Source organism: Erwinia sp. MYb416, assembly GCF_037479575.1.
Taxonomy (GTDB): Bacteria; Pseudomonadota; Gammaproteobacteria; order Enterobacterales; family Enterobacteriaceae; genus Erwinia; species Erwinia rhapontici.
On sequence record NZ_JBBGYT010000439.1, the window covers coordinates 309223 to 333875 of the forward strand.

The 24653-nt window shown below is 57.0% G+C and carries 23 protein-coding genes; 5 read left to right on the forward strand and 18 right to left on the reverse strand.

Features of this window, described 5'->3' with window-relative positions; genetic code table 11:
* Nucleotides 1-22: 22 nt before the first annotated feature.
* The gene (locus tag WH277_RS20260) at nucleotides 23-883 is read left to right on the forward strand and encodes a MurR/RpiR family transcriptional regulator (protein WP_133841593.1); all 861 of its coding nucleotides are present in this window, start codon (nucleotides 23-25) and stop codon (nucleotides 881-883) included.
* Nucleotides 884-901: 18 nt separating this feature from the next.
* Here WH277_RS20260 and licT read toward each other — a convergent pair whose 3' ends face one another.
* The 13 genes from licT to nac all read right to left on the reverse strand — a co-directional run bounded on the left by licT (nucleotide 902) and on the right by nac (nucleotide 13892).
* Nucleotides 902-1759, reverse strand: a complete 858-nt coding sequence (gene licT, locus WH277_RS20265) for a BglG family transcription antiterminator LicT (RefSeq protein ID WP_171149208.1) — start codon at nucleotides 1757-1759, stop codon at nucleotides 902-904.
* A 53-nt stretch (nucleotides 1760-1812) separates the two neighbouring features.
* The gene (locus WH277_RS20270) at nucleotides 1813-3225 is read right to left on the reverse strand and encodes a glycoside hydrolase family 1 protein (RefSeq protein WP_133841592.1); all 1413 of its coding nucleotides are present in this window, start codon (nucleotides 3223-3225) and stop codon (nucleotides 1813-1815) included.
* The gene (locus WH277_RS20275) at nucleotides 3222-5111 is read right to left on the reverse strand and encodes a beta-glucoside-specific PTS transporter subunit IIABC (protein WP_339506667.1); all 1890 of its coding nucleotides are present in this window, start codon (nucleotides 5109-5111) and stop codon (nucleotides 3222-3224) included. Before WH277_RS20275 ends, WH277_RS20270 begins: the two co-directional genes overlap by 4 nt.
* 802 nt (nucleotides 5112-5913) lie before the next feature.
* Entirely contained in the window at nucleotides 5914-6756 is an 843-nt protein-coding gene (locus WH277_RS20280; protein ID WP_200643493.1) for an ABC transporter substrate-binding protein, read from the reverse strand.
* Nucleotides 6757-6788: 32 nt separating this feature from the next.
* On the reverse strand, nucleotides 6789-7526 hold the full coding sequence (locus WH277_RS20285; protein ID WP_133841589.1) for an amino acid ABC transporter ATP-binding protein: 738 nt from the start codon (nucleotides 7524-7526) through the stop codon (nucleotides 6789-6791).
* 3 nt (nucleotides 7527-7529) lie between these two features.
* Nucleotides 7530-8288, reverse strand: coding sequence for an amino acid ABC transporter permease (locus WH277_RS20290; RefSeq protein ID WP_133841588.1), 759 nt, complete (start codon nucleotides 8286-8288; stop codon nucleotides 7530-7532).
* 6 nt (nucleotides 8289-8294) lie between these two features.
* Nucleotides 8295-8996, reverse strand: a complete 702-nt coding sequence (locus tag WH277_RS20295) for an amino acid ABC transporter permease (protein ID WP_133841587.1) — start codon at nucleotides 8994-8996, stop codon at nucleotides 8295-8297.
* Between the two features lie 28 nt (nucleotides 8997-9024).
* Nucleotides 9025-9777, reverse strand: coding sequence for an SDR family oxidoreductase (locus WH277_RS20300; RefSeq protein WP_133841586.1), 753 nt, complete (start codon nucleotides 9775-9777; stop codon nucleotides 9025-9027).
* A 105-nt stretch (nucleotides 9778-9882) separates the two neighbouring features.
* Complete coding sequence (locus tag WH277_RS20305) at nucleotides 9883-10656, reverse strand: LamB/YcsF family protein (protein WP_133841585.1); 774 nt, start codon at nucleotides 10654-10656, stop codon at nucleotides 9883-9885.
* Nucleotides 10637-11092, reverse strand: a complete 456-nt coding sequence (locus tag WH277_RS20310) for an acetyl-CoA carboxylase biotin carboxyl carrier protein (RefSeq protein ID WP_339506669.1) — start codon at nucleotides 11090-11092, stop codon at nucleotides 10637-10639. The genes WH277_RS20305 and WH277_RS20310 overlap by 20 nt, the downstream gene beginning before the upstream one ends.
* Before the next feature lie 19 nt (nucleotides 11093-11111).
* The gene (locus WH277_RS20315) at nucleotides 11112-12080 is read right to left on the reverse strand and encodes a 5-oxoprolinase subunit C family protein (RefSeq protein WP_171149158.1); all 969 of its coding nucleotides are present in this window, start codon (nucleotides 12078-12080) and stop codon (nucleotides 11112-11114) included.
* Nucleotides 12077-12748: a 5-oxoprolinase subunit PxpB gene (gene pxpB / locus WH277_RS20320; RefSeq protein WP_133841582.1), complete on the reverse strand. Its 672-nt coding sequence runs from the start codon at nucleotides 12746-12748 to the stop codon at nucleotides 12077-12079. The genes WH277_RS20315 and pxpB overlap by 4 nt, the downstream gene beginning before the upstream one ends.
* A 220-nt stretch (nucleotides 12749-12968) precedes the next feature.
* A complete protein-coding gene (gene nac, locus WH277_RS20325; RefSeq protein ID WP_171149156.1) occupies nucleotides 12969-13892 on the reverse strand; it encodes a nitrogen assimilation transcriptional regulator NAC in 924 nt (307 codons plus the stop codon).
* Nucleotides 13893-14212: 320 nt separating this feature from the next.
* Between nac and WH277_RS20330 the strand changes: the two genes are divergently transcribed.
* Both WH277_RS20330 and WH277_RS20335 read left to right on the forward strand, forming a co-directional pair.
* A complete protein-coding gene (locus WH277_RS20330; protein ID WP_167863662.1) occupies nucleotides 14213-15421 on the forward strand; it encodes an aspartate transaminase in 1209 nt (402 codons plus the stop codon).
* A gap of 12 nt (nucleotides 15422-15433) precedes the next feature.
* Nucleotides 15434-16126: an RraA family protein gene (locus WH277_RS20335; protein WP_133841579.1), complete on the forward strand. Its 693-nt coding sequence runs from the start codon at nucleotides 15434-15436 to the stop codon at nucleotides 16124-16126.
* A gap of 688 nt (nucleotides 16127-16814) precedes the next feature.
* Here the strand turns inward: WH277_RS20335 and WH277_RS20340 are convergent.
* Together WH277_RS20340 and WH277_RS20345 are read right to left on the reverse strand one after the other, a co-directional pair.
* Nucleotides 16815-17753, reverse strand: a complete 939-nt coding sequence (locus WH277_RS20340; protein ID WP_133841578.1) for a 2-hydroxyacid dehydrogenase — start codon at nucleotides 17751-17753, stop codon at nucleotides 16815-16817.
* 111 nt (nucleotides 17754-17864) lie between these two features.
* Nucleotides 17865-18377: an SRPBCC domain-containing protein gene (locus WH277_RS20345; protein ID WP_133841577.1), complete on the reverse strand. Its 513-nt coding sequence runs from the start codon at nucleotides 18375-18377 to the stop codon at nucleotides 17865-17867.
* Between the two features lie 123 nt (nucleotides 18378-18500).
* On the opposite strand from WH277_RS20345, the gene WH277_RS20350 reads away from it, so the two are divergent.
* Nucleotides 18501-19400: a LysR family transcriptional regulator gene (locus tag WH277_RS20350; protein ID WP_339506674.1), complete on the forward strand. Its 900-nt coding sequence runs from the start codon at nucleotides 18501-18503 to the stop codon at nucleotides 19398-19400.
* A gap of 87 nt (nucleotides 19401-19487) precedes the next feature.
* Entirely contained in the window at nucleotides 19488-20588 is a 1101-nt protein-coding gene (locus WH277_RS20355; protein WP_133841575.1) for an NADH:flavin oxidoreductase/NADH oxidase, read from the forward strand.
* Between the two features lie 64 nt (nucleotides 20589-20652).
* On the opposite strand, the gene WH277_RS20360 is transcribed toward WH277_RS20355, so the two are convergent.
* The 3 genes from WH277_RS20360 to WH277_RS20370 all read right to left on the reverse strand — a co-directional run bounded on the left by WH277_RS20360 (nucleotide 20653) and on the right by WH277_RS20370 (nucleotide 24609).
* Nucleotides 20653-23004, reverse strand: a complete 2352-nt coding sequence (locus WH277_RS20360; protein ID WP_167863659.1) for a TonB-dependent receptor domain-containing protein — start codon at nucleotides 23002-23004, stop codon at nucleotides 20653-20655.
* Nucleotides 23005-23276: 272 nt separating this feature from the next.
* Nucleotides 23277-23804, reverse strand: coding sequence for a PadR family transcriptional regulator (locus tag WH277_RS20365; RefSeq protein ID WP_242462119.1), 528 nt, complete (start codon nucleotides 23802-23804; stop codon nucleotides 23277-23279).
* A gap of 1 nt (nucleotide 23805) precedes the next feature.
* A complete protein-coding gene (locus WH277_RS20370; RefSeq protein ID WP_171149142.1) occupies nucleotides 23806-24609 on the reverse strand; it encodes a siderophore-interacting protein in 804 nt (267 codons plus the stop codon).
* Nucleotides 24610-24653: the final 44 nt, after the last annotated feature.

The window sequence follows — 24653 nt, forward strand, 5'->3', positions numbered from 1 at the left end:
GAGTAAGGAAATAAGGTGTCTCATGGTCAACTCTGCCGATGATGCAAGTTCGATTGGCCCCCGGTTACGCATGATGGTGTCGCTGCTGACCCCGCTGGAAACGAAACTGGTCAACGCGGTGCTCTCAAACGACTTTCATGAACGGGTTGCCCTGAAAGACGTGGCCAGCCAGTGCGACATGTCTGAAGCCATGGTGGTCAAAACAGCAAAAAAACTGGGCTTCAGTGGCTTCAGAGAATTGCGCAGTAAAGCGGCGGAATATAATCGCCTGCCGATCACCGAAATGCATCAGGAAGTCTCCCCAACGGATACGGCAGCGGAAATTGTCACCAAGGTGTTTCGCACTTCGGCGCAGGCGCTGGAAGAAACCCTGGCGATCCTCGATATGAAAGCCTTTGAACGTGCTGCCGAACTGCTGGCGAAAGCGCAACAGCGTGATTTTTATGGCTTCGGAGGGTCAGCACAAATCGCCCGCGATGCGGTGCATAAATTTCTGCGTATTGGTGCGCGCGCCACCGCCTGGGATGATCCCCATATGATGCTGATGTCAGCCTCATTACTGGGTAAAAATGATGTGGTGCTGGCGATTTCGCATTCCGGCCAGACCAAAGATATTCTCGAAGCCGTTAAAGCCGCACAGGCCAACCAGGTGCCGGTGATCGCTATTACTAATTATTCCGGCTCGCCGCTGGCCAATCTGGCCGATACGGTATTGTGCTCCACGGCACGGGGATCTCCGCTCACCGGTGAAAACGCCGCCGCACGCGTCGCCCAGCTCAACATTCTGGATGCCCTGTTCGTGGTGGTGGCGCAAAGCGATTATGCTCATGCCGAGCAACAGCTCAACCGCACGATGATGTCCGTCGCCCACAAAAGAAAATAATCCGGCCGCTAGCCGGACTTATTCTGTGTGCGGCAGATCCTCATCCGGCGTCACAATGCGCACCAGATGAATAATCAGATACAGCAACTCATCGTTGGTTAATGACACCTGCAACAGGTTAAACACATACTCGCCAATCAGCTGACTGGCGCGATAGTGATCGGGATATTCAGCCTTGACCTGGGTGAAAATAAAATCGTCTTTATTGGCGATCTGCCGCCCCTCCACCATCCGTTGAATAAAAAATTGCAGGTGGGTCAGGAAGCGCTGGTAGTTCAGGGAGTCCCGGTTGATCTCCACGCGAAAGTGATACTTGATGATATTGAAAATATCTTTCAGCATCTTCACCGACAGCAGCGTGGTTTCCATGTTTTGCACATCGGTTTGCCCGTTAACCAGATGGAAGGCAATATTCCCGGCCTCCTCTTCCGGCAGGTCAATGTTCAACTGCTGGTTAAGCTGCCGCACCGCCTGTTGCGCCACGGCAAATTCACGCGGATAAAAACGTTTTACCTCAAACAACAGCCGGTTCTGGATGGCAATCCCTTTTGTAAAACGCTCAACAGCAAAGCTGATATGGTCCACCAGCGTAAAAAACAGCTGCTCACTCAGCCGGCTGTTTAACTGGGCGCTGGCACGATCGAGCAGCTCCTGCACCAGCGGCAGCAAAGACTCCGGCGCGTTTTCAATCACCCGCAGATAGTCGCGGCGGGTCTGGCTTCCCTGCACGATAAAGATCTTCTCAATCTGTGACGCATCCAGCGTATCACCCACCTTACTGTTAAAGCCGATGCCCTTCCCCATCACGATGACTTCGTCATGGTCAGCGGTGCTGGAGAGCACCAGACTGTTATTCAGCACCTTTGCTACGGTCATTTTATCCATCGTGCTGCCATCCGGCCCCTGTGCTGCTGATTGTGCGCTCTGTTTTACCGGGTCGCGCCGTTGCTGGCAATCACCCGCTGATACCAGCCGAAGCTGGCCTTGCGGATACGCCGTAGATCTTTCACGTCATGCTCGCCGCGATCCACATATATAAAGCCGTAGCGTTTACCATAGCCCTGATGCGTACTGACCACATCAATGGCTGACCACGGGCAATACCCCATCAGCGGCACGCCATCCGCTATCGCCAGCTGCATTTGCGCGATGTGCTGACGCAAAAAATCGATACGATAATCATCGGCAATGATATCGCCTTCCTCCAGCACATCCGGCGCGCCCATCCCGTTTTCTGTGATCAGAATCGGCAAATGATAGCGTTCCCAGGTTTTACGCAACGTCAGACGCAGCCCGACCGGATCAACCACCCAGCCATACGGTGTTTTCTCCACCCAGGGATTTTCGGCTGCCCGATATACACCCGGTTCGCCCAGCATGATTTGCTGGTCACCGGCACGTGCGCTGATATCCGACGCATCACCCTGACTGGCGGCGATGGTGGCGGTCGAGTAGTAGTTAATCGCAATAAAATCCGGTTTACCCTGGCGTAAAATCTCAGCATCCCCGGCGGCCATCTGTGGGGCAAGACCGCGATCCTGCAGATAACACCAGGCCAGCGCGTTATAGCGCCCGTGCACCGCCACATCAAGAAAACTCCAGCAGCGCAGGGTTTCCCAGTTATGCGCGGCGATAGCATCTTCCGGGCGGCATGTGGCCTGATACATTGACGTGGTATTGATCGCCGGGCCAATTTTGCTGTCGGGCAACATCTGATGACACAGCGCCATCACCTGTGCCTGGGCCAGCATCATATGATGATTTTGCTGCCAGAGGGACGCTGGCGACGGCAGCTCACCACCGGGTGGCAGGCCAATGGCACCCGGATGCAGGATCATGGTGTTCTGTTCATTGATAGTCAGCCAGTGTTTCACTTTGCCGCCAAAATGACTGAACAGCGTACGCGCATACTCAACAAATGCCGCTATCGTTGCGCGGTTCTCCCACCCGCCCTGTTCCTCCAGGCACCAGGGCAGGTCAAAGTGATAAAGCGTGGCAATCGGCTCAATGCCGTGACGGTTTAGTTCATCAATCAGTCGCTCATAGAACGCCAGCCCCGGCGCATTCACCTCACCGACGCCGCCGGGAATGATGCGCGTCCAGGCGATGGAGAAGCGATAGGCTTTCAGTCCGAGTTCGGCGAAAAGCTGTACATCTTCGATGCAGCGATGATAGTGGTCGCTGGCAACGGTAAAATCTGCCGTCTCCTGCGGGTGCTGGCACATATCGATAATCGACGGGCTTTTGCCGTCTTCATTCCATGCCCCTTCCACCTGATAGGCAGAGGTGGATGCCCCCCACAAGAAGCCGTCCGGGAAAGGCTGGGATTGTTGATAAATCATGATACGCTCGCTTGTTGTTTTGGGGTCAGGGCCAGCAACGCTGAGCCGCCATTGACCTGGTCTGTAGCCAGATTCTGCACGATCTGATAGTCATCACTGTTGACCACCAGCACCGGCGTAATCAGTTCATATCCCGCGGCGGTAATGGCTGCGCAATCAAAGGTCACCAGCACATCCCCCGTCTGGACACGATCGCCCACCTGTAATGAAGAGGTGAAATACGTGCCGTTCAGATTGACGGTATCGATTCCGACGTGGATCAACACCTCTGCGCCACTGTCCGACAAAATTCCCACGGCATGCTTCGACGGCAGAAAGGTCACGACCACCCCATTAACCGGCGAGAGCAGTTCACCGCGATCCGGCACAATGGCCACGCCCTGGCCTAACAGCCCCTGAGAAAAACCGTCGTCCGGTACTGCCGACAGCGGCAGCACACGCCCGCTCAGAGGGCTGTGCAGGGTTTCACTCACCTGAGTCGATGGCGAGGCACCTGCTGCCTGCACCGGCACAGGTTCGGCAGTCGCTTCATCCGCGGCTTTGGGATCATCAAAACCCAGTATCCAGGTCAGCGCAAAGGCGACGACCACCGCGATCAGGCAGGTCACCAGCGCATGCACAATATTCATCGGGTTTTCACCAATAAACGCTGGCAACGCCGCCAGGCCCGGTGAGACGAAGGCGTAGCGCACCAGCCCACTTAACCCGGCATAGATTCCGGCACAGCCGCCGCCGATCATCGCGGCAATCAGCGGGCGTTTTAACTTCAGCGTCACCCCGTATAACGACGGTTCAGTAATCCCCAGCAGCGCGGTAAAACCGGAGGACGATGCCAGCTGTTTCAGATCTTTATTTTTGGTTTTCAGTGCAACACAGAGCGTCGCCGCCCCCTGGGCAATATTGGAGGCCAGCATACCGGGGCCGTTAATCGTCTCAAATCCCTGGCGGGTCAGCTGCATGGTGGCGATGGGGGTCATCGCCCAGGCGGTGCCTGTGATCACCAGGAAGGGTTGCAGCCCGCCCATCAGCATTGGAATCAGCCAGCTGGCCTTGCCGTTAATCGCCGCCGCGCCGCTCGCCACCAGGTCATTGAGTAAAATCCCAAACGGACCTATCGCCACCAGCGCCAGCGGTGCCGTCACCAGCAGCACAATCATCGGTTTGATAAAGAAAGTGATCATCGACGGCGACACGCGTTCAGCGAAACGTTCCACCCACGACATGATCCACACGGTAAAGATGATGGGCAGCACGGAGCCGGCATAATCGGCCAGACGAACGTCGATCCCGATAAAGGTGATCTCCCCGCCTTTCGCCAGCATTTGCGCCAGGTTGGGGTGCAGCATCGCCCCGGCAATCGTCATGGCAAGGATGGGGTTGCAGGAAAACTTAATCGCCGCACCGTATGCCAGCAGCACTGGCAGGAAGAAGAAGGCGGCATCAGCAATGGTATCCAGTAGCTGATAGGTGGTGCTGCTGACGCTGATCAGCCCGCACAGTTTCAGAATCGCCAGCAGGGCTTTGATCATCCCGGCACCGGTGATTGCCGGGATGACCGGGGTGAACGTGGTGGAAATCACGCTGATAATCTGGCTGAAAATTCCGCCTTTTGCCGCCGCAGGTTTGCCGCCTGGCGCGGCATTGCCAATAGCATCCAGCATCGTACGGTAGGTCTGCTGCACCTGGTTTCCCACAACAATCTGGAACTGGCCGCCGCTTTCCACCACGCCGATCACACCCGGAAGTTTTTCAATTTCCGTCTCCTGTACCCGGCTGCGGTCGCTGAACTCAAGACGCAGACGTGTCGCACAGTGAGTGAGCCTGCTGATGTTATTTTTGCCGCCGCTGAGAGCTAAAATCTCATGGCCGAGTTTTTTATAATCCACGGTATTCCCTCAAAAAAAACCAAAAAAAAAGACCAAAATAAAAATGCGCCTCAATAAAGAGGTCATGCATTTTTATTTTGGTCTTGCCTGCTTTACCAGTGACATGCCGCAATAAAAAATGGGGGCAACCTGTAAAGCCGTTGCGCCGCGATTATCATCATTTCCGGCATTAACTGGCAATGACTCCCATAACAAAATGGGATCTGGCTCTCATCTTTATGCGGATAAATCCGGTCGCTACTGAATATACGTCGTCGCGGGCAGTCTGGCTTCAGGTTCGGGGCCAGTTTGAGCACGCCGGATCGGCAAAATCCGCCTCCCTGCGGGCCTCGGCACGCGACGTCCTGTCGCGTGACGTCCGGCTTACCTCAATCTGGCCCCATCCCCGCAGAACCGTTGCTCGCTGTGGGTTTTAAAACCGCAACAACATGGCGCTCTCTGTGCATTGGTTTGGATGTTGACCTGGGTTTTGACGTTGAGGCGGCAATTAAGCAGCGCTGAGGAAGCGATGTGAACCAGGACGAACCGCCAGGACGGCGGTGAAAGGGAGAGCCGGCACAGGGATGTGCCGTCACGACCAGTCCGTCGGTGAGCGGAGCTGACGATGGCACCCGCTGAAAGCGGGCGATGCGCCTGCCGCAAGCCCGGGTCCCCAGGGCGGCGGCGACTGGCCGCCTTGGGTCGCTCAGCCCGCGCAGCGGGAAAGCGAAACGCCCTTGACGTTGACCTTAACGTTGATCTTGACCTTGACGTTGACCGTCGTGCAGACCATCCCCCCGGGTCAGGGAAAGTCCCTCCCGGGCTACTCCAGCGGCACGAACTTCAGCTCACTCAGCGGCTGCACTTTCTCTTCACGCACCATTTTGTATTCGGTGTCCGGCCCCAGCCAGCGGTTCCAGATGCGGTCAATTTCCCCCCCCTGCTCCATCGCCATCAATCCGGCATTCACTTTGGTCAGCAGCGCCTCATCGCCTTTTTTCATCCCAACGGCGACCGGTTCCAGCGCCATCGGCTCTTTGATCATCGCCAGCTTGATATTGTCAGCCGCAGCGCGGTTAACCAGCTGGGTGGCGGTCATACCGTTGGTGACAAAACCCACGGATTTATTCTGTTGCAGTGCTAAGTAGGCCGATGCGGTATCCTGGAACGTCACCGGCTTAGCCTGCGCCATGCGAATGGATTGTTCTGAGGTGGAACCTTTCGTTGAACTCAGGCGCTTGCCTTTGAAGTCTGCCGGGGTTTTATCGGCATTGGGGCTTTTCACCACCAGCACCTCTTTCGCAATGTAGTACGGATCGCTGAACTGGATCTGCGCAGCACGGCTTTTGGTGTAAGCGAGGTTGGCGATCAGCACATCCACGCGCCCGGTCGTCAGCACCGCGATACGGGCTTCAACGGAAACCGGCATCAGGTTCACCTTGACTCCCAGTTGACCCGCCAGCGCCTGACACAGGTCAACATCCATCCCCACCAGCTGACGGGTTTTCGGATCCGGTGAGGAGAACGGCGGGACATCAGCGTAAACGCCACAGTTAAGCTGACCACGGCTGGCAATATCAGACAGCGTATCAGCCTGCGCAGACAGGGTGGCACTCAGCAGTAAGGGCAGGCAGATCGCCCACGACAGCGGAAGTTTCTTATTCATCATCGACAGACTCCGTTAATGTGCAGGTGAGATCAGTGCTGACGCAGATCGGTCAGGAAACGCTGGGCGCGCTCATGTGCGGGCCGGGTAAAAAAGTCTTCAGGTCGGGCTTTTTCGAGGATCTTTCCTTCATCCATAAACCAGACCGTGTCCGCCACTTCGCGGGCAAAATTCATTTCGTGTGTCACGCACATCATGGTCATGCCATCCCGTGCCAGACCGCGCATCACGTTCAGCACTTCCCCGACCATTTCCGGGTCAAGCGCCGATGTCGGTTCATCAAACAGCATCACCGGGGGCTTCATTGCCAGCGCCCGGGCAATCGCCACGCGCTGCTGTTGCCCACCGGAGAGCTGAGCGGGCCAGGCATTGGCTTTGTGTGCAAGACCCACGCGGTCGAGTAAAGCCAGCGCCTGTTGCTTCGCTTCACTGCGCTTCATCCCCAGCACTTTCACGGGTGAAAGCATCACGTTGTCGACCACCGACAGATGCGGGAACAGGTTAAAACTCTGGAACACAAAGCCAATGCGCGCCCGCAGCTTGTTCTGCTGCATGCCGCTGCCGTGAATATCATGACCATCGAACACGATCTGCCCCTCCTGGATCGGCTCCAGGCGGTTGACGGTGCGGATCAGGGTAGATTTGCCAGAACCGGACGGGCCACACACCACCACCACCTCACCGCTGTTCACTTCCGCGTTGAGGTCGGCCAGAGCGTGATACGCGCCATACCACTTATTAACCTGATTAAACCGGATAATCGGATGCATGCCTTACTCCTCAATAACGGGTTTGGTCACCAGCAACGTGCCGGACTGTGAAGAGGCCACCGGATGGCTGCGATTACGTTTCTGCGCAATGCGCCGCTCCAGCCAGTTCGCCAGCCACGTCAGACTGAAACAGATGATGTAATAGCTCAGTGCCACAATGGCAAACACCTGGAAAGGTTTAGTCAGCAGCTGGTTGTTGACCTGGTTGGCCGCAAAGGTCAGCTCAGGAACGTTGATCACATAGCCCAGCGTGCTGTCTTTAATAATCGAGACCAGCTGGCTGACCAGGCTTGGTAACATGTTGTAGAGCGCCTGCGGCAGGATCACCAGACGGAAGGTGCGGGTGTAGCTCATGCCCAGCGCACGTGATGCCTCGTACTGCCCCGGCGGCAGTGCCTGGATACCGGCACGGACGATCTCCGCGATATAGGCACTTTCATAGATCACCAGGGTGATCAGCATGGTGCCGAAGCCGCTCAGGGTGTGCCCCAGTAACAGCGGCAGACAAAAGTAGGTCCAGAACACCACCATCAGCAGCGGGATGCCGCGCAGCACGTACACCCAGGCGGTCGCTGGCCAGCGCAGCCAGCGGTAAGGTGAAACACGTGCCACGCTCAGCAGTACGCCGAGCGGCAGCGCAAACACAATCGCCAGTACTGACACCAGTAAGGTACAGAGCACCCCGCCCAGCGGGCCGTTCGGATACTGTCCCATCAGGAACAACATGCCGTTCTGCTGTAAAATCGTCAGCATTTCCGTCATCAGACGTTACCTCGCATAGACACGTTGGAAACGTTGCGCCAGCAGCGCACCCGCGCCCATCAACAACAGAGAGAAGAACAGGTAACAGAGCGTCGACACCAGGTATGCTTCAAAGGTACGGAAGGTGTAGTTTTCGATTTCCCGCGTCACGTAGGTCAGGTCTGCCACGCCAATCACCATCGCCAGACTGGTGTTTTTAAACAGCAGTACCGTGTGGTTAATCAGCGCAGGTAACGCATTACGAATGCCCTGCGGCAGAATGATCAGATGCATCGACTGCATATATCCCATGCCGAGGGCGCGGGCGGCTTCCGTCTGCCCCTCCGGCGTGGCACGCAGGCCGCTGCGGATGTCCTCGGAAAAATACGCCGCCTGGCACAACCCCAGCGCCACCAGTGAGAAGACAAATTCGGCGTTGAAATCATTCAGCCACATCTGCACCGATTCCGGCAGCAGCGTGGGAATGGCGAAATACCACATCATCAGCTGGATCAGCGTGGGCACATTGCGGTGATACGAGACATAAGCGGCCACCAGCCACTGCAATACGCGCAGGTTACTGAGGCGGATCACCACCAGCAGCATCGCCAGTACCATCGCCAGCAGCCAGGAACCCAGCGCCAGTTGCAGCGTCAGCAGCATGCCGTCGATGATCATCTGCCCGTACTGGCCATGCAGAATGACGCTAAAATCAAGTGAACCGTTCATTGTCGCTTGCCCTCAGTTAATCGGCTTGTCAGCGGATGGCATCACCAGGACGCATGGTTGACAACCCACCCGGCACCTGGAGCGTCGGCGTGATCTCGATATGACCGATATTCACCGCCACCGGGGCGGCCAGCGCGAAGGCAACGGTATCGGCGATATCTTTGGCCTGCGGCAGTTCGAAGCCGTCGATAAACTGACGGCGCGCCCCCTCTTTATCACCGGACACGTTACCGAAGATATCGGTCGCCACCCGGCCAGGACAGATTTCGGTGATACGCACACGTTTGCCATAACAGTCGACGCGCAGCTGACGCGAGAGCGCATGCACACCCGCTTTGGTGGCGTGGTAAATCGAGTTGCCACCGAAGTTGTAGATCGCCGCAATCGACGTAATGTTGATCACATGCCCGCAGTCGCGCTCCATCATGCCCGGCACCAGCAGGCGGCAGAGATGCAGCACCGCACGCAGGTTCACATCCACCTGGGTGTCTACATGCTGTTCTTCGGCACTAAGAATGGAGCCAGGATGTGAAACACCGGCGTTGTTGACCAGAATATCGATCGGCAGGTCGCGGCAGACCTCGGTCAGTGCGTTAACATCCGCAACATCCACTACGTGGGGAATACAACCGGTCCGGGCGGCCAGGCGCTCCAGCTCATCACTGCGGCGTGCCAGCGCATGCACCACAATGCCCTCTTTGCACAGGCGCTCGACGATGGCTTCCCCCATGCCGGCGGATGCGCCGGTGACCAGGGCCGTTTTGTAATCTGAAAAAGGCATAATGCACTCCTGTTATTCTTCTGGTGTTTTGACTCTATCCCCCTGGGCTTACCAGGGGGTAAGAGGTAAAGCCTTTGTGGCAATAAGCCACTCTTATAACCGGGCTTAACGGGCTTTTTGTTGTGACAGCGATCTGATTTCTCCGCCATTTGCCTGGATATCCCGGCGCAGACGCGCAATCAGTGCCAGCGCCCCCGGCGTGTCACCGTGCAACAAAATGGAGGACACATTCATCGGCAGCCGTGTGCCGTCGATGGCCGTGATGGATCCGGAGGTCAGCAGGTCGATCACCCGGCGGCTCACCTCTTCCACATCATGAATAACGGCCCCCGGAGACCCCCGTGGCACCAGCAGGCCATTGGCCTGAAAAGCCCGGTCGGCAAGGAAGGTGCAGGCGACATGCAGCCCCAGCTCGCGTGCGCAGCGTTCAACGGCATTGCCCGGCGTGGTGCTGATAATCAGCGCGGGATCAAAAGCCCGTACCGCCTGTAACAGCGGCCGTGCCAGCGCCTCCTCTTCTGCCGCCATATTGCCCAGTGCGCCGTGAAAACTCATGTGCGTCAGCGGATAGTGGGCAGCACGGGCAAAGCCGGATAACGCCCCCAGTTGATAGGTGACATCGTGCGCAAGCCGGGCCGGATCGATCTGCATCCGGCGGCGACCAAACCCCTGTAAATCCGGGAAACCAACGTGGGCACCCAGGTCAACACCGTGCTGTTTCGCCAGCGCAACGCTGCGAGCCATAATGGTGGCGTCGCCCGCATGAAATCCGCAGGCCACGTTCGCCGAGCTGATCAGTGCCATCAGTCCGGCATCATCCCCGAGGGTGTAGTCGCCAAAGCCTTCGCCGAGATCGGCGTTAAGATCGATGCTGCGCATGGCTCTGTTCCTCTGTCTGTGGTTTTTCCTGCGGCAGCAATTGCATCAGCGCCTGGGCGTACTCCACTGCCTGACCTTGTGTCGCCTCAATGCTAGTCAGGATGCCGTCCTGCGGCGCACGGACCGGCAGGCAAAGCGGCCCGGCCTGAACCAGCGCCAACAGACAGCCTGCTTCCACCGGCCCGGAAACGGGGCCGACGTTTTTACCGCTCAACGGGTCCTGTAACCAGAGGCGGCCCGGCATCGGTGCCGTGACGCCAACCGGCATGACGGGCACCGTTATGGCAGCAACCGGTTCGGGGGCAGCGACGGGCCGCTGACTTCCCGGCTGACAGGTCATGCGAATGGCATAGTCCGCGCTGTTAATTTGCAGGCTGGTCAGGCCGCTACGCTGCATCTGATTGACCAGGCCCTGTAACTCTCGAAATGCTAACATTCGTTCTCCTTTTATCGGGTCAGCCCGCGCTGCGGCGGTAACGTTCAATCTGATGACACAGGTTATCCAGCCAGCGGTCCTGCTCCTGCTGTGCCTGCTGAGCCTGAAGCAGATCCACTTCCACAAAACGTACCTGGCTGCCCACCGGCACCTGTCCCAACAGCCACATGTCGGCGTCTATCACCGTCCCCAGTTTCGGATAGCCTCCGCTGGGTTGCGCATCACGCATCTGAATAATCGGCTGGCCGCTATGGGTGACCTGGATAACGCCAGGGATGATGCCGTGAGAACGCATCTCCAGCGGCACTTTTGCCACCAGCCCTTCGCCTTCCAACCGGTAGCCGTAGCGGTTGCTTTGCGGTGTGATACGCCACGACTGCTGCCAAAAGCGCTGGACAGATTCCGCCGTGAAGCGGGTGTATTCGGCCGCGGGCAGCACGCGGATGTGCGGCACCTGCAATGAGCCTGCTTGCAACGTCAGTCGTGGTGAGGGAATACCGAAGTCAGAGGCACCACGATAGTCAGGGGTGCGGGCGTTCAGCCGGTCGCCTGCGCTGAGGCCGCGTCCCTGCCAGCCGCCAAATTCACCGCGTAACTGCGTGCTGCGCGAACCGAGCACCCGGGGAACATCCACCCCACCCGGCAGGTGCAGATAGCTGCGGGCGGAAAAACGCGAGGCATTGAGCGTCAGCACTTGGCCTGCGCGGGCGTGTGCCACCCACCATGCGGGAACCGGCTTGCCGTCCAGCGAGGCCTGGCTGTCACCGCCGCTGAGCGCAAACAGGCCATCGCTATGAAAACGGACACGGAAAGGAAACAGCGGGACTTCAATCACTGCGTCGTCCGGGTGATTACCCAGCAGCGCATTACCGAGGCGCAGCGCCAGAGGGTCCATCACCCCCGCCGTACCGACGCCGTAATGCAGCGCGCCGAAGCGACCATTATCCTGCACGCTGGTGAGCGGTGTGGTGCGTTCAATTTCGATCATGCCAGCACCTTTTCCACGCGAAAACGAATGCTGTCACCGGGCTGCAAACGCACCGGCGGTTCAGCGTGGGCATCAAAGAAGATAAAATCCGTGCGGCCGATGGTGTTCCAGCCGCTCGGTCCGGCGGAGGCGGAAACGCCCGTCTGCACACCGCCAATCGACACTGAACCACCGGGAATGCTCTGCACCGGGGTACTGCGACGTGGCGTGGCGATCTGCGGGTCCATATTGCCGAGATAGCAGTAACCCGGATGGCTACCGAGGGCATAAACCGGATAGAGGGGTTCGCTGTGACGCTGAACGATTTCCTGAATCGTCATACCGGTGTGTTCCGCCACATCGCAGATATGCGGCCCCGGTTCGCCACCGTAGATGACGTTCAGTTCGATGATGCGCCCGGAGAAGGTTTTACTCTCCCCCCGCTCCCACTGGCGCAGCAGCTGTTCCGGCAGCGATTCGGCCCCGCACCACTGTGGCCCGAACACCAGCATCAGGTTGTTCATCCCCGGAACCACGCCGCGAATACTGTTCAGCCTGGCGCTGTAGTCTGCCAGCGCCCAGATGCGCTGCTGGTTCACTAGTGAAAGTGCCCCCGGCGCTTCAAACAGCAGCGCGTGGGTGCCCAGCCAGCTGATTTGCGGTGCCTGTAACTGACCTGCTGGATCCATTCCTCATCCTCAACATCATATCCGTCAACGGAAAGCCCGACATAAGGCCACTGTAGCCCGGTCGTTCTGCCAGTCTGTAAGAGGGTTTCGCTTTAGGGGGATAAGACAGACTTATTACTCTTAAGATTTTGCGTGCATGAGGTGCATACCATCAGCACGGGTCGATCGAAAAAGATGATCGACCCCTACAGAGTATCGCCGCCTCCTTCAGAAGATGACCTTACCCTACCAGCGTCAGTGGGCGATTGTCCTGGGTGCGTTCGGCCATCAGCGCCAGCAGGATTTTTTTCACCGCCTCGGCAGGCTGTGAAAGCGGCAGGTGATCTGAGGTACAAAATGAGAGTGGCGCCTGAATGCCCGGGTCGACAATCTTCGCCATGCGTGCATGGGCCTGTGCCACCATGTTGCGCGCAATGGACTCCGGCAGAATAGTGGCACCGAGGTTATTATCCAGCGCCAGTGCCAGCGTAGAAGCTGACTCAATTTCACATTTTACGCTGTAAGAGAGGTTTTTCTGCACGAAGGCTTCATCGACCAGTTTGCGCATAATGTTGTAAGGACGCGGCAGGAACAGCTCCAGATGTGCAATCTCTTGCAGGGTAACGGTTTTACCAAAGCTGGCGGTGGCCTGCGGCGTCACCAGATACAGGTCCTCTTTCATCAGCGGGATAAACGCCAGCCCGTGCACCTGACGGTTGCCATACAGCACCGCCATATCCATACGCCCGCTCATGATCAGTTCACTGAGGGTGGTGCCGAAGCTTTCATTAAAATAGAGCAAAATGCCCGGGTGCTGTTTACGCACTTCTTCCATCAGCGGCAGGGCCAGCAGCGAGGCCGCCGTACCGGGCGCCAGCCCGACCGACACCTGCCCACTCAGTGCCTGCCCGGCACCATCAATGGCACTCTGTGCCTGTTCGCACTGGCGCAGGATCGCCTGGGCGTGCGCATAAAGAATATTGCCCGCCTCGGTGGGCGTGACGCCGCGTTTGGTGCGGATCAGCAGTTGCTGTTTGACTTCGCCTTCCAGCGATGCGAGCTGCTGGCTGAGTGCAGGCTGCGCGATGTGCAGAATATCAGCTGCCTGAGTCAAACTGCCGACATCGACAATTTTGATAAAGTATTTGAGCCGCCTGAGATTCATCGTGACCTTCCTCTTCTGCACTGCGCTGCGGTAACAATCGGGTGAAGGGGAATATAGCAAGATCCAGACCACTCTAAGGGTGAGCGCCGACACATCAAGAAAGTTAATATGTAAAACAGTGAGATAGATCGCTATTTTAACCGTTTTTTAACATCCTTTTTCTCCGTTCTGTGATGCAGCGCTGCACCAATAAATGGCTTTTGCTTATGGCTCTGCCCCATCCATAAGCTTTCGCTCTTGAATCAGAACAAACTCCTCTTAGCCGAAGCGCGCCGGTGTTCGTAACTTAAGGCTATTACGCCACCGACCGGAGTGTTGCCATGAGTGCCATCCATATTGCTAATCGCGTTACCCGCATTAAACCCTCGCCGAGCAGTACCGCTTCCGACCGCGCTAATGCGCTAAAACGTGCCGGAAAATCGATTGTTAATCTGGTGGTGGGTGAGCCGGACTTTGACACGCCCGCGGTGATCCGCCAGGCCGCCAGCGCCGCGATTGAGCGCGGTGAAACGCGCTATACACAGAATAACGGTACCCCGGCACTGCGTGCGGCGATCGCAGAGAAGTTCCTGCGTGAGAACCGCCTGACGGTAAATGCCGATGATGTGATTGTCACCAACGGGGCCAAGAGCGCCATTTTTAACGCCTTTGCCGCTACGCTGGAAACCGGCGATGAAGTGCTGATCCCGGCACCTTTCTGGGTTTCCTATCCGGATATGGTGCTGGCCTGCGACGGCCGCCCGGTGATTGTCACCTGTAGCGAGCAGGACGGGTTCAAACTGACGCCGGAAAATCTGCGTGCGTCGATTACCAGCCGCTGCCGCTGGCTGCTGATTAACTCCCCTTCCAACCCGAGCGGTGCCAGCTATACGCGTGCCGAGCTGCGCGCGCTGGCCGATGTGCTGCTGGATTACCCGCATCTGGCGATCATGACCGACGATATCTACGAGCATATCCGCTATGACAATGCGCCGAATGTGCATCTGCTGGAGGTGGAGCCGCGCCTTGCTGACCGTACCCTAATCGTCAACGGCGTGTCGAAAACCTACGCTATGACCGGCTGGCGTATCGGTTATGCCACCGGGCCTAAAGCATTGATCGCGGCGATGGGCACGCTGCAATCGCAGTCCACCAGCAACGCCAGCTCCGTCAGCCAGGCTGCGGCACTGGCGGCGCTGAACAGCGGTACCGAATTTATCACCCACAGCCTGGAGGTTTACCGCCAGCGCCGTGACGATATGGCCGCACGTCTGAATGCTATTCCCGGGCTGAGCTGCCGTCTGCCGGAAGGCGCCTTTTATCTTTACGTCAACTGCGGGGGGCTGCTGGGGAAAACCACGGCGGAAGGGCAACGTCTGTCCACGGATAACGACGTGGTGCTGTGGTTGCTGGATACCGCTGGCGTTGCGGTGGTGGCCGGGGCTGCTTACGGCCTGTCGCCTTATTTTCGCCTGTCGATTGCTACCGATTTACCTGCCTTGCAACAGGGCGCGGATCTGATTGCCGCTGCCGTTGCCAGCCTGAACTAAACGAGGATTGTTATGACTGTTGGTAACCGTATTTTCTTACAACGTGATTTACAGGCCGCGCCCTGGGTTGAGGCGTTCCGCACCCTGCCTGCGGCTGTAGTTGCAGACTGCATGAGCCGTCTGCCTGCACTGGCCTGCGATATTCGGCTGATGAGCAATCCGTCCCATTCCACCATGTGCGGTCTGGCGGTCACGGTCAAAGCCCGTTCCGGTTGTAATCTGATGCTGCATAAAGCGATGGATATGGCAGGTGCGGGTGATGTCATCGTGGTGTCGAACGAGGGCGATCGCAGCCAGGCGCTGATGGGGGAAGTGATGACCACCTGGGCACGCCAGCGCAATATTGAAGGACTGGTACTGGACGGCGCGATCCGTGATATTGAGGGCATCAGCAAGATGGATTATCACCTGTACGCTGCCGGCGTCACGCCCGGCGGGCCGTTCAAAGATGGCCCTGGTGAGATCAATGTGCCGATTGCCTGTGGGAATATTCATGTCTCGCCGGGCGATATCATTCTCGGCGATCACGATGGCGTGATAGTGATCCCCAAAGCAGATGCCGCGCAGATTCTGGAAGCCGCGCAGGCTTATCTGATTGTTGATGAGCGCAATTTTGAACTGGCGAAGCGCGGGGAGCTGGAGCGGGAGTGGATCGACCCCTGGCTGGCTGGTAAGGGCGTAGAAGTGATTGACGGGCAGTATTAAGCTTTTGCGATCTGTCGCAGGCTCTGCTGATCTGCACGATTGTCCAGGTCAACGTCAACGTCAACGTCAACGTCAACGTCAACGTCAACGTCAACGTCAACGTCAACGTCAACGTCAACGTCAACGTCAACGTCAACGTCAACGTCAAGGGCGTTTCGCTTTCCCGCTGCGCGGGCTGAGCGACCAAAGGGCGGCAGTCGCCCCGCCCTTTGGAATCCGGGCTTGCGGCAGGCGCATCGCCCGCTTTCAGCGGGTGCCTTCGCAAGCGTCGTTCACCGACGGAGCGGTCGTGACGGCACATCCCTGTGCCGGCTCTCCCTCTCACCGCCGTCCTGGCGGTTCGTCCTGGTTCACTGTGCTTCCTCAGCGCTGCTGAATGCCGCCTCAACGTCAAAATCCAAACCCAGGTCAAAAAACCAAATCAATCAGCAGAGTCAGTTACGTCGTCGCTGTTTTAAAACCCACAGCGAGCATTCTCTTGCGGGGATGGGGCCAGATTGAGGTAAGCCGGACGTCACGCGGCAGGGACGCCGCGTGCCGAGGCCCGCAGGGATGCGGCAGTTGCCGATCCGGCGTGCTCAAACTGGCCTCAGACCGGAAGCCAAACTATCCGCGATAAAAAATGCCTGGGGATCCCTCAGAGGTCGACCACTACAAATAATCGCTGACTTATTTTGTGGGGATATTTCTACTCCACGGGCGTGACCGCCCCCTTCCCTGCAAACCATCCCGCCAGATTATCCACCACATTTTGTGCCATCGCCTGACGCGTCTCGACCGTTGCACTGGCAATATGCGGCATCAGAACCGTGTTGGTCAGCGCCGCAAAACGTGTATCAATCGTCGGTTCATTGTCAAACACATCCAGTCCTGCCCCGCGAATGGCATGATTTTGTAGTGCTTCGATCAGATCATCCTCATTCACTACCGCCCCACGGGCAACGTTAATCAAAATGCCCTCTTTCCCCAGCGCGCTGAGGATATCCGCATCCACCATCTTGCGATTACGTTCATCTCCCGGCACGGCCAGCACCAGGAAATCACTGAACTGCGCCAGCTGATGCAAATCGCCAAAACGCTGCCATCCTGGCTCACTGCTCTGGCGACTGTTGCAGTAACCGACCTGCATATCAAAGCCCGCACAGCGCCGGGCAATAGCGGCACCAATCTTACCCAGCCCCATAATCCCCACGCGTTTACCGCACAGCTTATAACCCAACTGCGGCGGGCGTTCCTGCCAGGCCCCGCTGCGCAGAAACGCATCCTGCGCCACGATCTGTCGTGACACACCAAGCATCAGCGCCAGTGCCAGATCCGCCACGTCATCCGTCAGAATGCCGGAGGTGATGGTCACCGTGATATCGCGATCGCGGGCAGCCGACAGATCGATACCATCGGTGCCAACACCAAAAACAGCGATCAGTTCCAACGCAGGCAGCGCAGCCATCAAATCAGCCGCCAATCCGACATCTCCCCGGGTGGCAACCGCTTTGATCTTGCCTGCATGTTCCTCAAGAAAGGCAGCCATGTCCGTCTGTTCATACAGACGATGACAGTGATAGTGCTGGTGCAGAACCTCGCTCAGTTCCGGCATCAGTGGCTGAATAATCAGAATGTCCTGTTTCATTGCGGGTACCTTTATTATTAACGTCAGGGTAAGAGGAAAAACACGTTAATAACCTGGCAGACTTTCACTCTCCCTCCAGCAACATTCTACTTATTACCTGATAAGGTGAACTTATTGCTGCGCGGTGCGGGCTGCTGCAATCATGCCGTCCAGCCACGCCTGATGACCATTGATCATCGGATTGGGGCGGGCAGACGCCAGATCGCGGGCAGGTTTACCGTTCTGTGTTTCCTGCGTCAGCAAGCGGACGCGGCCGCCCGGCAGCGCTTCAATCAGCCAGGCATGATGCACATCCAGGCGGCTTTCGCTGTCGTCACCGCACCAGCCATGCCAGGCAATGCGTCCTGCGCTGCCCGCCAGCGGTGGCTCAAATTCGTTCACTTCGGCCTCGACCAGGAAACCAAAAGTGGTAAAGCGGAAGCGTGCGCCATCCGTCAGTCGTGGGCCAGTGCCATCGTGGAAATGTATATCACTGGCATTGCTGTAGTAATCCGGCCATGCCGCCGTATCGGTCAGCTTGTCCCACAGGGCGGCGACGCTGACCCCGGTGATGACCATTTCATTGGAGGCAAAGTTATCGCTAAAACCGGGAATATAGCCTTGTGGCCAGTTAATGCTGTTCATCGGGAGTGCCTTCATTAAGATTGAATTCACCGCTATGCTGCACCGGCCTGAGACATAAAACCAATCGTCATTTTTTATTTAAGATATTCTATATTCTAATATCTTAATCAGTGAGTCTGCACCATGGCCGATCTCCGAACCCTTGATCTTAACCTGCTGAAAACCCTGGATGCCCTGCTGGATGAATGCAGTGTGACACGTGCTGCTCAGCGTCTGGCCCTGACGCAACCCGCCGTCAGTGGCATGCTGACCCGGCTGCGCGAATGTTTTAACGACCCGCTGTTTATCCGTAACCGTCACGGCATTACGCCGACTCTGCGTGCGCTGGAGCTGGCCGCTCCGGTGAAGCAAATCCTGGCTGAAGTCAGCCTGCTCCTGCAACCGAAGGTCTTCGATGCTGCCCGTGCGCAGATGTCGCTGCGGATTGCCGCCACCGATTACGCGCTCAGTGCCGTAGTGGTGCCGTTTATTACGGCGCTGCGCCAGCAGGCACCGGGAGTGCGGGTCAGCGTGCAGCCGGTGGTCAACGAACAGCTGGCCGCACAGATGGCACAAGGAGAGGTGGATATGGCGCTGGTCACGCCGGAGACCACGCCACCTGACCTGCATGCCCACCCGCTGTTTGAGGAGCAGTATGTTTGCCTGTTGCGCACCGGGCATCCGGATGCAGCATCGGGTGCGCTCTCACTTGACCGCTTCTGCGCACTCGACCATGCGCTGGTGTCACACAGCGGCACACAGTTTCGTGGTGTGACTGACGAGGCTCTGGCCACATTGGGTCGCGAGCGTCGGGTGACGCTGGCAGTGAACAGTTTTCTGGTACTGCCTGAGATCCTGCGCAGCAGCGATCTGATCGCCGTTGTACCGCAGCGACTGGCGCTTCATACCCACGGTTTGATCCAGCTCGCGCCGCCTTTGACGATCGTCGGGTTCAGTAAAAGCGTGGTCTGGCATGAACGCAGCCATCGCGATCCCGGGCATCGCTGGCTGCGTACACTGTTGTTAAAGATGCTAACCCACTGATACAGCACTCACAGCTTATCGTCCGCCGTATCACGTGCCTTAGTGTGGCGCACTGTTTCCCGTATTTTCTCACTTTACAGGTTGATTATGTCTGCACTGTTTACTCCTTTCACACTGAAAGACGTCACGTTACGTAACCGCATCGCCATCCCACCCATGTGTCAGTACAGCGCCGAAGAGGGCCTGACCACTGACTGGCATCAGGTGCACTACCCGGCGCTGGCGCGCGGTGGTGCCGGGCTGGTCATTGTCGAAGCCACGGCGGTGTCACCGGAAGGCCGTATCACTCCGGCATGTACCGGGCTGTGGAATGATCAGCAGGCTGAAGGAATGGCAAAAATTGCCGCATCGATTAAAGCCGCCGGGGCCGTGCCGGGTATTCAGATCGGCCATGCAGGACGTAAAGCCAGCGCCAACCGTCCGTGGGAAGGTGATGATCATATCGCCGCCGGGGACAGTCGTGGCTGGGCAACCCTCGCTCCGTCTGCAGTCGCCTTTGGGCACCATCTCCCACAGGTGCCGAAGGCCATGACGCTGGATGATATTACCCGGGTGAAAAGCGATTTTGTCGCGGCCGCACGTCGTGCACGGGATGCCGGTTTTGAATGGCTGGAGCTGCACTTCGCGCACGGCTATCTGGCCCAGAGCTTCTTCTCAGTCCACGCTAACCAGCGTAACGACCAGTACGGCGGAGACTTCGCCGGGCGCAGCCGCTTCCTGCTGGAAACCCTGGCCGCTGTTCGCGAAGTATGGCCAGAAAATCTGCCGCTGACGGCACGTTTTGGCGTAATCGAATATGACGGACGTGATGAGCAGACGCTGGCGGAATCGATCGAACTGACGCGACTGATGCGTGATGGCGGTCTGGATTTGCTGAATGTCAGCGTGGGCTTCACGATTGCTGAAACCGAGATCCCGTGGGGATCGGCCTTCCTGGCACCGGTGGCAGAACGCGTGCGCCGTGAAGCCGGTTTACCGGTGGCATCATCCTGGGGCATTGAAGCGCCGGACGTGGCTGAGCGGGTGATTGCCGAACAGCAGATGGATCTGGTGATGATTGGTCGCGCACACCTCGCCAACCCGCATTATCCGTACTATCTGGCGAAGAAACTAAACGTTGAGCGCCCATCCTGGGTACTGCCTGCGCCTTACGCGCACTGGCTGGAACGCTATCGTTTAGGCGAGTAACCGCTCAATAAAAACGGCGCAGCCTGATGAGGCTGCGCCGTTTTTTTATGCCTCAATCGCTTTATCAGAAATCAACATTGACACCCAACTGGAAGGTACGGCCCGGCATGACGGCCAGCGCCTGCTCATACGCATCCTGTGTGCTGGTGCTTGTCAGCTGACGGCTGCTGAGGTAATCCCAGTATTTGCGGTCAGTCAGGTTATAGATGCCCCCGCTTAACTTCATGTTTTTCGCCACACGCCAGTACGCCGTCATATCCACCATGCCGTAACCCGGGATGCGGGTGTAGTCATCGCTGCCACTGGCCAGCGCGGTCCCGGTGTTGCTATAGCTTTCACGGCTGGTGGACTCGGCTTTTTTGCCTTTCACAAAGGTCGCGGTGACCGCCGCACCATAACGCTGTGCAGGATCATCCCAGGCCATACCCACTACCGCTTTCATCGGTGCCACGCTGTCGAGATCAACATAGCTATCGCCGCTGTAGCTGGACTTCGATTTCCCTTCGCTGTAGCCCACAGCCAGAGTTGTACTCAGGCCATTGAGCGCGTTAAACCAGGTGCCGACGTTCACTTTGGTACTCATCTCACCGCCCCAGATATAGGCTTTATCACGGTTCTCAGCCTGATAAACGGTGTAAATATTTGACGGTACGTTGGTGAATTTTTCCGGATTACCCGATCGGGTGTAGCGGGTATTGGCGATAAAGTTCTTATAAGAGTTATAGAACATCGCCGCGCTGAAGTTGACGCCTTCAGTCACGTTGCCCTTCAGGCCCCACTCGACGTTGTTACTGGTTTCGGTTTCCAGATCGGTATTGCCGATCAGCGCATACTGCGCCGTACCGGCATAGGACGATCCGAGGTTCCACGAACCATAAAGCTGACTGGCGTTCGGGAACTGCGCGCCGCGCTTGTACTGCACGTAAGTCAGCAGTGACGGCGTTAACTCATACTGTAAGGTCAGCGAGGGCAGAACCTGGCTATCGCTGTTGGCTTTGCCGTACAGCGTTTCCAGCTCTGACTCCGTCAGCACCGTACTGCCCGTGGTCAGGCTACTGAGGTTCTGCGGCCTGGTGTTTTGATAAGCCAGACGCACCGCCGGGATCACGGCGAACTTGCTGCCCTCCACGTCGAAATTGATTTTGTCCTGGAGATATCCGCCGAGAATATAGGTACGGCTGTCGGCCTGCGGCTGCATGATCACGCTGTAGACACTGGGGGCCGGAGACTGACGGAACGGACGTTCGCTGTCAGTCATACGTGCATTCAGCCCGGCGCTGAGATCATGACGGCCCAGCGTTTTCGTGACGCGGGTATCCAGTCCCCATGTTTCAACGTTGTAGTCGGAATAGACAATGCTCTGGCTGCTGGTTGACGGTATCAGGCTGGTGTCATGCGCTTCCGTATGCTGATAATCCAGGCGCGTGGTCAGGCTGTCGACCCACCCATTATCCGGCGTGTACTCGTCACCCAGAGCAATCCCCCAGCGGCGCGTATCGCTCTGCTGTTGGGTGTCGCCAATGATGCTGTCGTTTGACCAGGTATCGTAATGGGTATGGTTGGTTTTATGATAGTCATCCAGCGTGGCGGTGAACTTGTGTTCATCGTTTGGCTGCCAGATCCCCGACATCATCACCGCCGTCGAATGCCAGTTTGCCGGGTAAGCATCGACTGTCCCGCTGTTATTGCGGGTTTCCTGCCCATCACGGCGGCTGATCACCACCACACCGCGCAGGGTACTGTCTCCTGCCGCAGCGGTGATGCCATTGTGCCAGCCACGGTTAGAGGAGTCGTAATCACTCTGGTAACCAAAGTAGCTCTCTTTATCCGGACGCAGATAATCATCCGCACTTTTATTACGGAAAGAAACCGTACCGCCAATACTGGTATTTGACTGCTCAACGGCAGAGGCACCTGCCTGAATATCAACACGGCCATACATATAAGGATCAATATAGTCGCGACCAATACCGAAGGTATTTAATCCGGCACGGCTGACGTAACTGCGACCTGTGGCATCTGGCAACGGACTACCGTCAACATCAAGACCGACACGGTTACTTTCCAGCCCGCGAATATTGAAACCGGTATAACCGCTGCGGTCAAAACCGCTTTTACCGGCGCTGGACCCTCCACTGACGCCGGTGGCGCTGATCAATGGCTGATAGCGCATCACCGAACCAAAATCGGTGGTCCCATTTCTCTGCATCTGCTCAACCGTGACGCTGGTTTTACTGCCCGCCTGCAATGGCACCCGTGGTGAAATGACGGTCATTTCACCCTGAGTATCCGTGCTATTGTCTGAAGGTGCCGTGGTGGTCTGTGCGAAGCTACAGGCACAATGGATGGCCGTAGCCAGCACGGCCCATTTCATCGCGGGCGCGGTGATCCCCTGGAATGTTGAATATGTGAGCATTAGATAACCCTTACTATGTTATTAGTATTTGCTCACGGGTTGCTTCAATAGAAAAAATGCAGGCCTTGTTCACCAGGCTCCGCTAATTGTTATTATTTTAAAAGCGAGAGATAGTAGGTTGGATAAAATATTTAATCAAGAAGTTATCGGGGTGAATAAGACGTTTATATTCTGCGTTAAATATTAACGCAGAATAGTGTTAAGACACGAAATTAAATAAAGAAGTCTTTGCGCAATACTTTCACTCTCTACACAATTCACTCACAATTATTCTAACTACGTTCAATCTTTTTCGCTGCATCATCCAGCGCATCAATAATCGCGAACAGCGACTGCTGCGAGATCCCGTCCTGCGACAGGCGAACATTGAGCGCCGTTTTCATATTATGGATGGCACGTTCCACATCCGGCAGACTGCGGTTGTTCACCAGCACTGCCAGCGTGGACAGTCGCTGAATGATGCTGACCAGTGCCGCAGCGTGCTGCTGCAACTGCTCGGTCCCTTTCTCTTCCAGACGATAGGCTTTACGTGTCGCCTGACCATCCACTACCGCGATGCACTCCATCTCCTCCAGCAGCTGGAGATTGGGGTAAATAATGCCCGGACTGGGGCTGTACTCCCCTTTCGACAGCTCCTCAACGGCTTTGATTAACTCATAACCATGCGCGGCGTTGTGGCTGAGGAAATGCAGCAGAAGCAGCCGGATATCGCTGGCATCGAGTATTTTTTCCCGACGTTTTCTGCGGTGGCCGGCACGTGCTGCGCCATCGGGATGCCACACGGGCGGCTCCGTTTTCACGTTACTTCTGATGCCAGTAAGCAACGGCGCGCACGAAGGTCGCGTCACAGCCACGCTGTTCGATAAAGTAATCACTCAGCTTTTTCACAAACTCCGCTTCGCCGGTCAGCCAGATAAAGTAATCCTCTGTCGGAAGCTGAATGCCGTTGAATGTCTCAATCAGTGCAGCCAGATTCTCTGTTTTCATGGCACCGCTGCCGACCCAGGTTGCATCCACGCCGTTCAGACCGTCCAGATAGGTCTGCCCGACGACCTCATCCACATAGGCGAACAGACTGAGCCGCTGACCGCGAAGGGTTTCCTTACGGCGTTTAAATGCTGGCAACCCGCTTTCATCGCAGACATACAGCTGGAAGGCATAGTCTTCCGGCACCACCAGAGAACCACGCGGCCCGCCAATCGCTAAGGCATCACCGGGCTGTGCCTGGGCGGCCCAGTCACTGGCCACGCCGCCGTCATGAATATAGAAATCGAGGGTCAGCGTTTTGGCTACGCCATCAAAGAACAGCGGTGTGTAGTCGCGGGAAACGGGCCGTGCGCCCTCTTTCCACACCACGCCGTCTTCGGTCACTTCCGGTAGATGTAGCGTACCGCTGCTGGCATCGGGGAAAAAAACTTTGATGTGGTCATCGAAGCCCGGAGAGATAAAGCCCGCGAGATCTTCACCGCTAAATTCGATACGCCAGAAACTGTCGGCCACGTTGGTTTTCGCGGTGACCGTCAGCTGGCGGAAACGCAGTTCATTACGTACGCGCTGTGGCGCACGGTTTGCTTTAGGAGAGTCAGTCAACGTGCTTGTCCTCATTAGGATATGAAATCAGGAATCATTCTCATTCGAGGTAAAATATA

Excerpts from the sequence above, each read along its gene's own strand:
- WH277_RS20330 (WP_167863662.1), top strand. The coding sequence starts at position 14,213 with ATGAGTGCCATCCATATTGCTAATCGCGTTACCCGCATTAAACCCTCG.
- WH277_RS20270 (WP_133841592.1), bottom strand. The coding sequence starts at position 3,225 with ATGATTTATCAACAATCCCAGCCTTTCCCGGACGGCTTCTTGTGGGGG.
- WH277_RS20350 (WP_339506674.1), top strand. The coding sequence starts at position 18,501 with ATGGCCGATCTCCGAACCCTTGATCTTAACCTGCTGAAAACCCTGGAT.
- pxpB (WP_133841582.1), bottom strand. The coding sequence starts at position 12,748 with ATGGATCCAGCAGGTCAGTTACAGGCACCGCAAATCAGCTGGCTGGGC.
- nac (WP_171149156.1), bottom strand. The coding sequence starts at position 13,892 with ATGAATCTCAGGCGGCTCAAATACTTTATCAAAATTGTCGATGTCGGC.
- WH277_RS20260 (WP_133841593.1), top strand. The coding sequence starts at position 23 with ATGGTCAACTCTGCCGATGATGCAAGTTCGATTGGCCCCCGGTTACGC.
- WH277_RS20310 (WP_339506669.1), bottom strand. The coding sequence starts at position 11,092 with ATGTTAGCATTTCGAGAGTTACAGGGCCTGGTCAATCAGATGCAGCGT.
- WH277_RS20305 (WP_133841585.1), bottom strand. The coding sequence starts at position 10,656 with ATGCGCAGCATCGATCTTAACGCCGATCTCGGCGAAGGCTTTGGCGAC.
- WH277_RS20360 (WP_167863659.1), bottom strand. The coding sequence starts at position 23,004 with ATGCTCACATATTCAACATTCCAGGGGATCACCGCGCCCGCGATGAAA.
- WH277_RS20315 (WP_171149158.1), bottom strand. The coding sequence starts at position 12,080 with ATGATCGAAATTGAACGCACCACACCGCTCACCAGCGTGCAGGATAAT.
- WH277_RS20355 (WP_133841575.1), top strand. The coding sequence starts at position 19,488 with ATGTCTGCACTGTTTACTCCTTTCACACTGAAAGACGTCACGTTACGT.
- WH277_RS20345 (WP_133841577.1), bottom strand. The coding sequence starts at position 18,377 with ATGAACAGCATTAACTGGCCACAAGGCTATATTCCCGGTTTTAGCGAT.
- WH277_RS20285 (WP_133841589.1), bottom strand. The coding sequence starts at position 7,526 with ATGCATCCGATTATCCGGTTTAATCAGGTTAATAAGTGGTATGGCGCG.
- WH277_RS20335 (WP_133841579.1), top strand. The coding sequence starts at position 15,434 with ATGACTGTTGGTAACCGTATTTTCTTACAACGTGATTTACAGGCCGCG.
- WH277_RS20290 (WP_133841588.1), bottom strand. The coding sequence starts at position 8,288 with ATGACGGAAATGCTGACGATTTTACAGCAGAACGGCATGTTGTTCCTG.
- licT (WP_171149208.1), bottom strand. The coding sequence starts at position 1,759 with ATGACCGTAGCAAAGGTGCTGAATAACAGTCTGGTGCTCTCCAGCACC.
- WH277_RS20370 (WP_171149142.1), bottom strand. The coding sequence starts at position 24,609 with ATGAGGACAAGCACGTTGACTGACTCTCCTAAAGCAAACCGTGCGCCA.
- WH277_RS20340 (WP_133841578.1), bottom strand. The coding sequence starts at position 17,753 with ATGAAACAGGACATTCTGATTATTCAGCCACTGATGCCGGAACTGAGC.
- WH277_RS20300 (WP_133841586.1), bottom strand. The coding sequence starts at position 9,777 with ATGCCTTTTTCAGATTACAAAACGGCCCTGGTCACCGGCGCATCCGCC.
- WH277_RS20295 (WP_133841587.1), bottom strand. The coding sequence starts at position 8,996 with ATGAACGGTTCACTTGATTTTAGCGTCATTCTGCATGGCCAGTACGGG.
- WH277_RS20280 (WP_200643493.1), bottom strand. The coding sequence starts at position 6,756 with ATGAATAAGAAACTTCCGCTGTCGTGGGCGATCTGCCTGCCCTTACTG.